This window comes from Burkholderia alba (genome assembly GCF_034721475.1).
Lineage (GTDB): Bacteria > Pseudomonadota > Gammaproteobacteria > Burkholderiales > Burkholderiaceae > Burkholderia > Burkholderia alba.
In genome coordinates this window covers 189,077-201,844 of the sequence record NZ_JAWJWL010000013.1, presented here as the reverse complement: position 1 = coordinate 201,844, position 12,768 = coordinate 189,077, and the positions used below count along the sequence as shown (strand labels likewise).

Annotated in this window: 9 protein-coding genes; 2 read left to right on the top strand and 7 right to left on the bottom strand. The window is 64.7% G+C overall.

The genetic code is table 11. The features are described from left to right. The first annotated feature begins 180 nt into the window (after positions 1–180). Together RZR99_RS17040 and RZR99_RS17035 are read left to right on the top strand one after the other, a co-directional pair. On the top strand, positions 181–1,398 hold the full coding sequence (locus RZR99_RS17040; protein WP_323120935.1) for an HlyD family secretion protein: 1,218 nt from the start codon (positions 181–183) through the stop codon (positions 1,396–1,398). 28 nt (positions 1,399–1,426) lie between these two features. After that, the gene (locus tag RZR99_RS17035) at positions 1,427–2,986 is read left to right on the top strand and encodes a DHA2 family efflux MFS transporter permease subunit (RefSeq protein ID WP_323120934.1); all 1,560 of its coding nucleotides are present in this window, start codon (positions 1,427–1,429) and stop codon (positions 2,984–2,986) included. 93 nt (positions 2,987–3,079) lie between these two features. Here RZR99_RS17035 and truB read toward each other — a convergent pair whose 3' ends face one another. The 7 genes from truB to scpB form a co-directional block, all read right to left on the bottom strand. After that, positions 3,080–4,012 (bottom strand): tRNA pseudouridine(55) synthase TruB, encoded by a 933-nt coding sequence (gene truB, locus RZR99_RS17030; RefSeq protein ID WP_323120933.1) that lies wholly within the window; start codon positions 4,010–4,012, stop codon positions 3,080–3,082. A gap of 17 nt (positions 4,013–4,029) precedes the next feature. After that, on the bottom strand, positions 4,030–4,398 hold the full coding sequence (gene rbfA, locus RZR99_RS17025; RefSeq protein WP_323120932.1) for a 30S ribosome-binding factor RbfA: 369 nt from the start codon (positions 4,396–4,398) through the stop codon (positions 4,030–4,032). Positions 4,399–4,515: 117 nt separating this feature from the next. After that, a complete protein-coding gene (infB, locus tag RZR99_RS17020; protein ID WP_323120931.1) occupies positions 4,516–7,449 on the bottom strand; it encodes a translation initiation factor IF-2 in 2,934 nt (977 codons plus the stop codon). Between the two features lie 90 nt (positions 7,450–7,539). Beyond that, positions 7,540–9,015 (bottom strand): transcription termination factor NusA, encoded by a 1,476-nt coding sequence (nusA, locus tag RZR99_RS17015; protein ID WP_323120930.1) that lies wholly within the window; start codon positions 9,013–9,015, stop codon positions 7,540–7,542. Then, positions 9,012–9,473 carry a ribosome maturation factor RimP gene (gene rimP / locus RZR99_RS17010; RefSeq protein WP_323120929.1) on the bottom strand — a complete coding sequence of 154 codons (462 nt, stop codon included), beginning with the start codon at positions 9,471–9,473 and terminating at the stop codon, positions 9,012–9,014. The genes nusA and rimP overlap by 4 nt, the downstream gene beginning before the upstream one ends. 306 nt (positions 9,474–9,779) lie before the next feature. Then, on the bottom strand, positions 9,780–11,522 hold the full coding sequence (gene rluB, locus RZR99_RS17005) for a 23S rRNA pseudouridine(2605) synthase RluB (protein ID WP_323120928.1): 1,743 nt from the start codon (positions 11,520–11,522) through the stop codon (positions 9,780–9,782). 58 nt (positions 11,523–11,580) lie between these two features. After that, on the bottom strand, positions 11,581–12,591 hold the full coding sequence (scpB, locus tag RZR99_RS17000) for an SMC-Scp complex subunit ScpB (protein ID WP_323120927.1): 1,011 nt from the start codon (positions 12,589–12,591) through the stop codon (positions 11,581–11,583). Positions 12,592–12,768: the final 177 nt, after the last annotated feature.

Here is a 12,768-nt window from a genome sequence, read left to right as displayed (position 1 = left end):
AAGATGCGCCGGCGGGATCTGCAGATCGGCCTGATCAAGGCGCTGGGCGGCGGTTTCGACGCCACCGGCACGCGGCTGGCCGCGCCGCAGACGGCTCGGGCCGCGGCCAGCCCGCAGGCGTCGAACTGAGCGCCCGATTCATTACCTAGACCAAACGCAATAACGACGGAGAAACTCGCCATGAGCGACCCTCAACAAAACGCCGCCAGCGCCCCGCCGCAATCCAACGGCAAGCGCAAGCGCATGATGACGCTGCTGATCCTGGTAATCGTGATCGCGGCGATCGCCTACGGCCTCTACTACTTCCTCGTCGCGCGCTTCCATGAAACGACCGACGATGCGTACGTAAACGGCAACGTCGTGCAAATCACGCCGCAGGTCACGGGCACCGTGATTGCCGTGAAGGCCGACGACACGCAGACGGTCAAGGCCGGCGATCCGCTCGTCGTGCTCGATCCGGCCGACTCGCAGGTCGCGCTGCAACAGGCGGAAGCCAACCTCGCGCAGACGGTGCGCCAAGTGCGAGGCCTGTTCGCCAACGACGATCAGTATCGCGCGCAAGTCGCGCTGCGCCAGTCCGATCTGTCGAAGTCGCAGGACGATCTGCGCCGCCGGCTGGCGGTCGCACAGACGGGCGCGGTATCGCAGGAGGAAATCTCCCATGCACGCGACGCGGTGAAGGCCGCGCAAGCGTCGCTCGACAGCGCACAGCAACAGCTCGCGTCGAACCGCGCGCTGACCTCCAACACGACGATCTCCGATCATCCGAACGTGCTCGCGGCCGCGGCCAAGGTCCGCGACGCCTATCTGAACAACGCGCGCAACACGCTGCCCGCGCCGGTCACGGGCTACGTCGCAAAGCGTTCGGTGCAGGTCGGCCAGCGCGTCTCGCCGGGCACGCCGCTGATGTCGGTGGTGCCGCTCAATGCCGTGTGGGTCGATGCCAACTTCAAGGAAGTGCAGCTCAATCACATGCGCATCGGCCAGCCGGTCGAGCTGACCGCCGACATCTACGGTTCGTCGGTCAAGTATCAAGGCAAGGTGATCGGCTTCTCCGCCGGCACGGGTTCGGCGTTCTCGCTGCTGCCGGCGCAGAACGCCACCGGCAACTGGATCAAGGTGGTGCAGCGTCTGCCGGTGCGAGTCGAACTCGATCCGAAGCAGCTTGAGAAGCATCCGCTGCGCATCGGCCTGTCGATGCAGGTCGACGTCGATATCAAGGACGAGAGCGGCAACCAACTCGGCAACGTGCAGAACACCGTCTACGAGACCGATGTATTCGCGAAGTACGGCGACGAAGCCGATGCCGAGATCGCCCGCATCATCGCCGCGAACACGGGCGGCTCCGCCGCGAACGCCGCCCCGGCGAAGACGGGCAGCGTATCGAAGCTGATGTAAGCCGCGCACACGCCCTACAGAAGACAACATGGCACAGCCTCAAGCCTCTCATCAGCCGCTGCAGGGCGGACAACTCGTGCTCGGCACGATCGCGGTGTCGCTCGCCGTGTTCATGAACGTGCTCGACACGTCGATCGCGAACGTCGCGATCCCGACGATTTCGGGCGACCTCGGCGTGTCGGCCGATCAGGGCACCTGGGTGATCACGTCGTTCGCGGTCGCGAATGCGATTTCGGTACCGCTGACCGGCTGGCTCACCGACCGGATCGGCCAGGTCCGCCTGTTCCTCGCGTCGATCATCCTGTTCGTGATCTCGTCGTGGTTGTGCGGTCTGGCACCCACCTTGCCGTTCCTGCTCGCATCGCGCGTGCTGCAAGGCGCGGTGGCCGGCCCGATGATCCCGCTGTCGCAGGCGCTGTTGCTGTCGAGCTATCCACGCGCAAAAGCACCGATGGCGCTCGCACTCTGGGCGATGACGACGCTGATCGCGCCGGTCGCCGGCCCGATTCTCGGCGGCTGGATCTCGGACAACTATTCGTGGCCGTGGATCTTCTACGTCAACATCCCGGTCGGCATTGCCGCCGCAGCGGTGACGTGGATGATCTACCGCAGCCGCGAATCGTCGATCCGCAAGGCGCCGATCGACGGCGTCGGGCTCGCGCTCCTGGTGATCTGGGTCGGATCGCTGCAGATCATGCTGGACAAGGGCAAGGATCTCGACTGGTTCTCGTCGACGACCATCGTGGTGCTGGCACTGACCGCCGTCATCGCATTCGCGTTCTTCGTCGTCTGGGAATTGACCGCCGAACACCCGGTTGTCGACCTGTCGCTGTTCAAGACCCGCAACTTCTCCGGCGGCACGATTGCGCTGTCGGTCGGTTACGGCCTGTACTTCGGCAATCTCGTGCTGCTGCCGCTATGGCTGCAAACCCAGATCGGCTACACCGCCACCGATGCAGGCCTGGTGATGGCGCCGGTCGGGCTGTTCGCGATCCTGTTGTCGCCGCTGACCGGGAAAATCCTGCCGCGCACCGATCCCCGCTACATTGCGACCGCGTCGTTTCTGACCTTCGCGATCTGCTTCTGGATGCGCTCGCGCTACACGACGGGCGTCGACGAATGGTCGCTGACGCTGCCGACTCTGGTGCAGGGTATCGCGATGGCCGGATTCTTCATCCCGCTCGTGTCGATCACGCTGTCGGGCCTGCCCGCACACCGGATTCCGGCCGCGTCGGGGCTGTCGAACTTCGTGCGGATCATGTGCGGCGGCATCGGGACGTCGATCTTCCAGACCGCCTGGGATCATCGCAACAACTTCCACCATGCCCAGTTGGTCGAGCAGGCGAACGTCTACAACCCGACGTTCAATCAGGCTGTCACGCAGATGGGCCACCTCGGCCTGACCGAGCAGCAGGCGCACGGCCTGATCAACAACATGGCAACCCAGCAGGCGGCGCAGCTGGGCGTGAACGATCTGTTCTACATCTCGGCGGCGATCTTCGTCCTGCTGATCGGATTGATCTGGATCACGAAGCCCGAACGCGCCGGCAGCGGGGATTCGAGCGCGGCGGCATCGGCCGCGCACTGACCCCCGCGCCTCGAACCCGACGCAAAAACGCCCAGCCATCGGCTGGGCGTTTTTTTATCCACAGATACGGCGACCGCAGCGCCTCGCCCGACCCTACCCCCCGGTAACGACGAGCCGCTCCGGCGCCAGTACGCCGGCTGCCGCTCTCGCCACGCCCAGCAGCCGGTCGTCCACGTCGTAGACCCTTACCCGCTCGCCCTCGGTCGCCTGCAGACCCGTGAGTTCGGACAATTTCAAGCGCTGACCGTGCAGGAAGCGCTTGGTCAGTGCGTCGTCGAGCGTGACTCGCGGAAACGTCGACAGCAGCGCATCGACCGGCTGCAGCCACGCGTCGCGTTCGCCGTCGGCGGCATCCGACAACGCATCGAGCGTCACCGCATGCTCGAGCGTCAGCGCACCGACACCGGTACGCCGCAGCGCGACAAGGTGCGCGCCGCAGCCGAGCGCCGCGCCGATATCCTCAGCCAGCGTGCGGACATAGGTGCCCTTGCTGCAGGTAACGCGGAATGTCGCGTCGGGCAGGCTGCACGCGATCAGTTCGAGCCCGTGGATCGTCACGGTGCGCCCTTCGCGCTCGACAGTCAGGCCGGCTCGCGCGTACTCGTACAACGGCTTGCCGTCACGCTTGAGCGCCGAATACATTGGCGGCACCTGGACGATCTCGCCAACAAACCGTGCCATCGCCGTCTCGATCGCCGCCTGATCGCACCGCACGTCGTGCGTCTCGATCACTTCGCCTTCGGCATCGCCCGTCGTCGTACGCGCGCCGAGACGCATCGTCGCCTCATAGGTCTTGTCTGCCTCGAGCAAATCCTGGGAAAACTTGGTGGCTTCGCCGAAACACAACGGCAAGAGCCCGGACGCGAGCGGATCGAGCGTGCCGGTATGGCCGGCCTTCTTCGCCTGGTACAGGCGTTTCGCGCGAATCAGTGCGTCGTTGCTGGACAGTCCGACGGGCTTGTCGAGCAGCAGCACGCCGTCTAGCACGCGACGCGGTACGCGCGGGCGTTGCGGAACAGTCGTCATAGATCGTGGGGCGGCGCTCAGTCGTCTTTCGCGCGCGTCGAATTCGCTTCTTCGATCAAGCGCGACATTGCAACGGCCTTCTCGATCGTCTGGTCGTAATGGAAATGCAGCGTCGGCACCGTATGGATGTGCAGGCGTTTGAACAGCAGGTTGTGCAGGTGGCCCGACGCATGGTTGAGCGCCTCCTGCGTATCCACCGGGTTGCCCGTAAGGGCCGTGAAATAGATTTTCGCGTGCGCGTAATCGGGCGTCAGCTCGACGCTCTGGATCGTCACGATCCCGATGCGGGGATCCTTGACCTCGCGCATGATGAGCTCGGACAGATCGCGCTGGATCTGATCCGCGATCTGCACATTGCGATTGGGAGAACTGCGTTTTTTCGACATGATCAATCCGTCATTCGGTTCTGCGGGCAGAGGCTCGGGCGCCGCGTCGGCGACGCTGCCATGAAAATGGGCGGGACAGGCCCAAGCCTGCCCCGCCCATGAGCCTGTCCGCCTGCTTTACAGGGTACGCGCGACTTCCGTGACCTCGAACACTTCGAACTGGTCGCCTTCAACGATATCGTTGAAGTTCTTGACCGACATACCGCATTCGAAGCCTTGCTTCACTTCCTTCACGTCGTCCTTGAAGCGCTTGAGCGAATCGAGTTCGCCGGTGAAGATCACCACGTTGTTGCGCAGCACGCGCACCGACGAAGAACGCTTGACCACGCCATCCGTGACCATACAGCCCGCCACCGCGCCAATCTTCGGCACCTTGAACACCTGGCGCACCTCGACCATGCCCGTCACGACCTCGCGCTTCTCCGGTGCGAGCATGCCCGACATCGCCGCCTTCACCTCATCCACTGCGTCGTAGATGATGTTGTAGTAGCGGATATCGATGCCGTTCGCTTCGGCCAGCTTGCGCGCCTGTGCATCGGCCCGTGTGTTGAAGCCGATGATGACTGCCTTCGAAGCCGTCGCCAGATTGACGTCGTTCTCGCTGATGCCGCCCACCGCGCTGTGCACGATCTGTACGCGTACTTCGTTCGTCGACAACTTGAGCAGCGACTGGACAAGCGCTTCCTGCGAGCCTTGCACGTCGGCCTTGATAATGAGCGGCAGGTTTTGCACTTCGCCTTCGCCCATCTGCTCGAGCATGCTTTCGAGCTTCGCGGCCTGCTGCTTCGCCAGCTTCACGTCGCGGAACTTGCCCTGACGGAACAGGGCGATTTCGCGCGCCTTGCGTTCGTCCGGCATCACGATCACTTCTTCGCCCGCGCCCGGCACTTCCGACAACCCCTGGATTTCCACCGGGATCGACGGGCCGGCTTCCTTCGTCGGCTTGCCGTTTTCGTCCAGCATCGCACGGACCCGGCCGTACGCCGTACCCGCGAGCACCACGTCGCCGCGATTCAGCGTACCCGACTGCACGAGGATCGTTGCGACCGGCCCCTTGCCCTTGTCGAGCTTGGCTTCGATCACGATACCCTTCGCAGCGGCTTCGACCGGGGCCTTCAATTCCAGCACTTCGGCCTGCAGTAGCACGTTTTCGAGCAGATCGTCGATGCCCACGCCCGTCTTCGCCGATACCGGCACGAACGGCGAATCGCCGCCGTATTCTTCCGGCACCACGCCTTCCGCGACCAGTTCCTGCTTCACGCGATCCAGATTGGCGTCCTGCTTGTCGATCTTGTTGATCGCCACGACGATCGGCACGCCGCCCGCTTTCGCGTGAGCGATCGCTTCCTTCGTCTGCGGCATCACGCCGTCGTCGGCCGCCACCACCAGCACCACGATGTCCGTCGCTTTCGCGCCACGGGCACGCATCGCCGTAAAGGCCTCGTGACCCGGCGTATCGAGGAACGTCACGACACCGCGCGGCGTCTCGACGTGGTAAGCGCCGATGTGCTGCGTAATGCCGCCGGCTTCGCCCGCCGCAACCTTCGCGCGGCGGATGTAATCGAGCAGCGAGGTCTTGCCGTGGTCGACGTGGCCCATCACCGTCACGACCGGCGGACGCGGCAGTTGCTCCGCATCGCTGGTGGTCTCGCCTTCGACGAGCAACGCTTCCGGATCGTCCAGCTTCGCGGCGACCGCACGGTGACCCAGTTCCTCGACGATGATCATCGCCGTTTCCTGATCGAGCACCTGGTTGATGGTAACCATCTGGCCAAGCTTCATCATCACCTTGATGACTTCCGACGCCTTCACCGACATCTTGTGCGCCAGATCGGCGACCGAGATGGTCTCCGGCACGTGCACTTCTCGCACGATCGGTTCGGTCGGCGCCTGGAACGACGACGCGCTGTCCTGATGCTTGCCGCGCCCCTTCGGGCCGCCGCGCCAACCGCGGTCGACGCCGCCGCTCGAATCGCCGCGCGTCTTGATGCCGCGGCGCTTCGCTGCGTCGTCCTGCCAGCCGCCCTTGCCGCCGCCCGGCTTCTTGCGGTCGCCCGCGCCCGGCGCCGCCGTGGTGGACGGCGTAGCCGCACTCGCCGGCTTCTTCACTGCCGGACGCGCCGCGCCTTCGCCAGCGGGCTTGGCCGGCTTGTGCAGCGTACCCTTCGCCTCGGCGGCCTTCGCCGCCGCCGGCGGTTCGACCGGCTTCGGCGGCTCGGGCGCCTTCACCTGCGCCTTGCGCGGCGTATTCATCATTTCGCGAATGGCGCGCGCTTCCGCCTCGGCGGCTTCGCGGCGCTTGCGAATTTCTTCCTGCTCTGCGCGCGCCTTGTCGGCAGCCTCGCGAGCCGCATCTTCGGCCTTCTTGGCCGCTTCGCGCTGCGCGGCACGCTCGGCGGCGGCGGCGCGTTCTTCGTCCTGCGCAACAGCAGCGGGTACGACCGGCGCCGGAGCCTGAACCGGTTCTTCCTGCTTGGCCACGGTGGCCTGCTGAGCGGCTTGCGCCTGCTCGGCGGCGCGCTTCGCCGCCGCTTCCTCTTCCGCACGGCGACGCTCGGCTTCCGCCGCTTCCTCGCGCGCACGGCGTTCGGCCTCTTCACGCTCGAGGCGCTCCTGCCGCTCGCGCAATTCCTGCGCCTGCTTCTCGAGCAGCTCTGCTTCGCGACGCGCTTCTTCCTCGCGGCGCTTCAGCTCCGCATCGGTTTCCGCATCCTGATCCTGATCGTGCTCCGCACCGGTCTCGCTCACGTCGTCGCGCTTGACGAACGTGCGCTTCTTGCGCACCTCGACCTGAATGGTGCGAGCCTTGCCCGTCGCGTCGGCCTGCTTGATCTCCGACGTGTGCCGGCGGGTCAGCGTGATCTTGCGCTTATCGCCATCGGTCGCGCCGTGCGATTTACGCAAATGATCGAGCAGACGCGCCTTGTCCGTCTCGGACAGCGCATCGTCTTCGCTCGCTTTCTGGACGCCCGCTGCCTGCAGCTGTTCGAGCAGCACACCAGCAGGCATTTTCAGTTCCGCGGCAAATTGGGCTACGTTGTTACTCGCCATTCATTCCTCTTAGTGCAAGGACCGATTCCTTGCTGTTAGCATCGGGTCAGGCCTTCCGGCCGCCTCAAATCAGTGCGCCATGGTCATTTCTCACTGGAACCAGTGTTCACGTGCTTTCATGATCAACGCCTTAGCGGCATCCTCTTCCATCCCGGTCATCTCGACCAGTTCATCCACGGCCAGCTCGGCGAGATCGTCGCGCGTCTGCACACCGTGCTCGGCCAGCTTCGCGAGCAGTTCGGGCGTCATGCCGTCGAGACTTTTCAGATCGAGCGCTGCGTTTTCGACTTTCTCTTCGTTCGCGATCGCCATCGTGAGCAACGCATCGCGTGCACGGTTGCGCAACTCGTGAACGGTGTCTTCGTCGAATGCCTCGATCTCGAGCATTTCGTTCAGCGGCACGTAAGCGATCTCTTCGAGGCTCGTAAAGCCTTCGTCGATCAGGATGTCAGCGACTTCCTCGTCGACGTCGAGACGCGCCATGAACAGGCCGCGCAACGTATCACGCTCCTCGTTCTGTTTCAGCGCGGATTCGTCCGGCGTCATGATGTTGATCTGCCAGCCGGTCAGTTCGCTGGCAAGGCGAACGTTCTGACCGCTGCGGCCAATCGCGACAGCGAGCTCGTTTTCGTCGACGACGACATCCATCGAGTGTTTTTCTTCGTCGACGACGATCGATTGGACCGCCGCCGGCGCGAGCGCGCCGATCACGAATTGGGCGGGATCTTCCGACCATAGCACGATGTCGATGTTTTCGCCACCGAGCTCATTGCGCACCGCCTGCACGCGCGAGCCGCGAATACCGACGCAGGTGCCGATCGGATCGATACGCTTGTCGTACGCGATCACGCCGATCTTTGCGCGCACGCCCGGATCCCGCGCCGCCGCCTTGATTTCCAGAAGACCCTGTTCGATTTCAGGCACTTCCATTTCGAACAGCTTCATCAGGAACTCGGGCGCGGTGCGCGACAGTTCGATCTGCGGACCGCGCGCGGTGCGATCGACCTTCGCGATGTACGCGCGCACGCGATCGCCGACTCGCAGGTTTTCCTTCGGAATCAGCTGGTCGCGGCGCAGCAGCGCTTCGACGCGGCCCGATTCGACGATGAAGTTGCCCTTGTCGAGACGCTTGACCGTGCCGGTCATGATCTTTTCGCCGCGCTCGAGGTAATCGTTCAGGATCTGCTCGCGTTCCGCGTCGCGCACCTTCTGCAGGATCACCTGCTTGGCTGCCTGGGCGCCGATCCGGCCGAACTCGATCGACGGCACCGACTGCTCGATGTAGTCGCCTACTTCGACGTCGGATTTCTCTTCGCGCGCTTCGAACAGCAGGATCTCGCGATCCGGTTCCTGCAGGCCGGCCTCATCGGGCACGACGAGCCAGCGCCGGAACGTTTCATGCTCACCGCTTTCGCGATCGATATGTACGCGGATCTCGGCGCCTTCGTCGAACAGCTTCTTGGATGCCGATGCAAGCGCCGCTTCGAGGGCACCCATCACCACATCCTTGTCGACGTTCTTCTCGCGCGCCAGCGCATCCACCAACATCAACACTTCGCGACTCATTGTTTGCGGCTCCTAAAGTCAACGTGCGGAATCAGGCGGGCTTTGTCGATATCGGCCAGCGTGAAATCCAGCATAGCCGCCTCGCCCTTCTTCCTCTCAAATTCCAAACCGATCGTTTCGCCGTTCGGCGCATGCAGAATGCCCCGGTAGGTCTTGCGCCCATCCAGCGGCTTTTTCAGGGTGATGACGATTTCGCTACCGGCGAAACGTTCGAAATCAGCCAGCTTTTTCAACGGGCGGTCGAGCCCCGGGGACGAGACTTCGAGCCGTTCGTAATCGATGTTTTCGACCGTCAATACGTGCTGGAGCTGACGCGTGACCTTCTCGCAATCGTCGATCGCGATGCCGGCAGGCTGATCGATATAGACGCAGAGCATGCCGCGCCCGGTTCGCTCAAGATCGACCAGCTCGTAACCGAGCCCGGTGACCGTGGTTTCTATCAGTTCCGTCAGTTGCACAGTGTCCTCTCAGGTGTTCGCGCCCGCCGTTCGCGATTCACCCGCAGACGCGCGCCTTAGCTGGCGCAGGAAGCGCTACCCGAGATGCCTAACCGTTTCAGCAAAAAAAAATGGGCTAATGCCCATCTTCTTACCGGTGGTCGCACCTGAGCCGCACATCAAAAATCCGCACGACCAGCGACTCCGCGATTATAGCGTTTTTTAGCCAAAACGCAAAGCACCACCCCGCGAAACCAGCCACGAACGCGGCTCCCGGGGGATCTTCGCCGTGCGCGGCCGCTCGCGGCGAAGATCAGGGCCGGCGCTTCAGCGGCCACGCGACCTGTTGCGCGGCTGCTGCGGCCGCTGGCCGCCGCGCGCGCCACCGCCCGCCGTATTGCCATCCCCGCGATTCCCGTTGGGATTGCGACCGCCCTTGCCTGCCCCGGGCTTGCCGGCGGCGCCACGCTTGTTGCCGTTCGCACCGCCATAAGACGCGCGATTGCCGTCCACATCGCCACGACCGCCACCCGATCGATTGCCGCCGTAGCCGCCGCCGTTGCCCGACCGGTTGCCGTAGCCGCCGCCCGAATTCCCCGGCTGGCCGGCATAACCGCCCATTCCGCCCATCCCGAAACCGCCGCCGGCCGCCCCGCGACGCCCGCCGCGACGCGGCTGATCAAGTTGACCATGGGTCGTCAAGACCGGCTCGCGATTGAGAAAGCCCATCGAAGTCTGCATCGGATCGGGCTGGCGACGCTCCGCCTGGCCCGCGCTGCTGCCGCGCTTGCCCTTCTCTTCGGTCGGCGCCTTGAGGCCTACCGTCGCCAGCAGGCGGCGGACTTCCGCCTCTTCGAGCTCCTCCCAGCGGCCACGCTTCAGGCCGCGCGGCAAGTCGATCGGACCATGACGCGTCCGGATCAGCCGGCTCACCATCAGGCCGGCTGCCTCGAACATCCGGCGCACCTCGCGGTTACGCCCCTCGGCAAGCGCCACGTGGTACCAGTGATTGGTCCCCTCGCCGCCGCCGTCGCGAATCCGCAGGAAATTAGCCGGACCGTCTTCCAGTTCCACACCGTGCAGGAGCTTTTGACGCATCCCTTCCGCCAACTCGCCCACCACCCGAACCGCATACTCGCGCTCGACGCTATAGCGCGGATGCATGAAGCGGTTGGCCAGGTCGCCCGAGGTCGTCAGCATCAGCAGACCCTCGGTGTTGAAGTCGAGCCGGCCGACCGCGAGCCACTTCGCCGTCTTCATCGGCGGCAACCGGTCGAACACCGACGGGCGCCCCTCCGGATCGGCATGACTGACGATCTCGCCGGTCGGCTTGTGATAGATCAGCACGCGCGGCGGCTTGTTCGGGAGCTTGCGCTTGACCGGCTTGCCGTTGATCCGGACCTGGTCGGTCGGCATGATGCGCTGGCCGATATGGGCCGGCTCGCCGTTCACCGACACCCGGCCGGCAATGATCAGCTCTTCCATATCGCGGCGCGAGCCCATGCCCGCTTCCGCCAAGACCTTGTGCAACTTCGGCGCATCGTCGTCCGGCGACAGCACGCGCTTGCTGGCCGGCTGCGCCTGGCGCCCGCGCCGCAGCATCGGTGCGCGCACGCCGCTACCGCCCGATGTGTTGTCGGCATCGAACGCAGGGGACGTCACATAGGCAAACAGGTCATCCTGACTCGCCTCGTCCGATACGTCCGCGGCGGCCGGAGCGGCTCGCCGGCCTTTTGCTTGTGTCGCGCCCTGGCGCGCAGCATTTTCCCGCTTGCCGGCAGCCGGCTTGCGCGGCGACTTCGCCGCGCCGTCCTTGCGCGGCGCCCGCGCGGGTTGCTCGGCATCGACGCCGGCTTCCGGCGCCTCGGGGCCTTCCGCACCGTCGGTCGTTTTCGATTTGGCGGCCGCCCGGCGGCGCGCAATCAGGCTGCGAGGACCGCGGCGCAGACCGCGGCGCGGGCGTTCGTCGCCGCCGGCGTCCTGAGCCTGCTGCTCGGGCGCGTCGTCGGCACGCGGCGCCTGAACGGCATGCGCGGATTCAGACGAATCAGTGTCGTGGGTATGTGTCAAAACAACCTCAAAGTGTCAGGTCTCGCGCCCGTCGCGGGCGCGGCATGGGTTCGCCGCTTCAGGCGCGGCGCTGCGCAGGTTCTGCTTCGTCCGGCAGCTCGCTTGCGGGGGTCGCTTCGCTCGCGGTGCGCACAGCTTCGGCAAGACTGTCAGGTGTGTCTTCCAACGTCTCCGGCTGCGCCCGGACCGGCTCGGCGTCATGCTGGATGCCGTCGCTCGCGCCGTGGTCTTCCTCCGCCGCCTGCCCGGTCGCCGCATCGGCTTCCGGCTCGCGGTTTGCTACGTCCGCTGCCGCTTCGTGGCGTGCTTCCGCCGGAACGACAGGGTTTGTATCTTCATTTGCCGGGACCGCCGTCCCTCCGGCCATGTCGGAGTCCGCCGCTTCGGCATGCGCGTCGGACGCATCCCCGCTCGCCAGATCGGCCGCGGCATCGTCGCCGGGCGCCGGAAGTTCGGCCGCAGCAGCGCCATCACCGGCCAGTTCCACTCCGTCGGCTACCGCGACGTCCGCAAAATCGATTGCCTGCTGAGCAAGCAGGCTGGCTTCGAGATGCGCCGCCGGCTCTTCAAGCGCCGGCAGGTCGTCCAGCGCCTTCAGCCCGAGATCGTCGAGAAACTGTTTGGTGGTCGCATACAGCGCCGGGCGCCCCGGCACGTCGCGATGGCCGATCACTTCGATCCAGCCGCGATCCTCCAGTTGCTTCACGACCTGCGTGTTCACGGTCACACCGCGAATTTCCTCGATATCGCCGCGCGTCACTGGCTGACGGTAGGCAATGATCGCAAGCGTTTCCAGCACCGCGCGCGAATATTTCGGCGGCTTCTCCGGATGCAGGCGATCGAGGTAGCTCCGCATGGCGGGTTTGCTCTGGAAGCGCCATCCCGATGCGAGCCCGACGAGCTCCACACCACGGCCGGACCACTCCTGTTTCAGATCTTCGAGCAATGTTCGGACTGTGTCTGCCGACACACTGTCGGCAAAGAGCTTGCGCAAATCGCCCAGCTTCAGCGGTTCCTGCGCGCAGATCAAAGCAGTCTCAAGGACGATCTTCGCCTCTTGGGTATTCATGCAGCTAGGCCAGACCCTGTGGTCAAACGAACCGGATCAATAAAAACAGACGATAGGAACTGAAGACGCGCTCGCCCGATTCTGATCGGTCATATTGATGGGAGCACGAACCGGGGGTGGCGAATCGACTACCTTCAAGCCTAACCCAAACCGGACGGAACAGCGCGAACCCGTGAC

Bases quoted from the DNA above. Each gene is read 5' to 3' on its own strand.
- RZR99_RS17040 (WP_323120935.1), top strand. From the start codon at position 181: ATGAGCGACCCTCAACAAAACGCCGCCAGCGCCCCGCCGCAATCCAAC.
- RZR99_RS17035 (WP_323120934.1), top strand. From the start codon at position 1,427: ATGGCACAGCCTCAAGCCTCTCATCAGCCGCTGCAGGGCGGACAACTC.
- truB (WP_323120933.1), bottom strand. From the start codon at position 4,012: ATGACGACTGTTCCGCAACGCCCGCGCGTACCGCGTCGCGTGCTAGAC.
- rbfA (WP_323120932.1), bottom strand. From the start codon at position 4,398: ATGTCGAAAAAACGCAGTTCTCCCAATCGCAATGTGCAGATCGCGGAT.
- infB (WP_323120931.1), bottom strand. From the start codon at position 7,449: ATGGCGAGTAACAACGTAGCCCAATTTGCCGCGGAACTGAAAATGCCT.
- nusA (WP_323120930.1), bottom strand. From the start codon at position 9,015: ATGAGTCGCGAAGTGTTGATGTTGGTGGATGCGCTGGCGCGCGAGAAG.
- scpB (WP_323120927.1), bottom strand. From the start codon at position 12,591: ATGAATACCCAAGAGGCGAAGATCGTCCTTGAGACTGCTTTGATCTGC.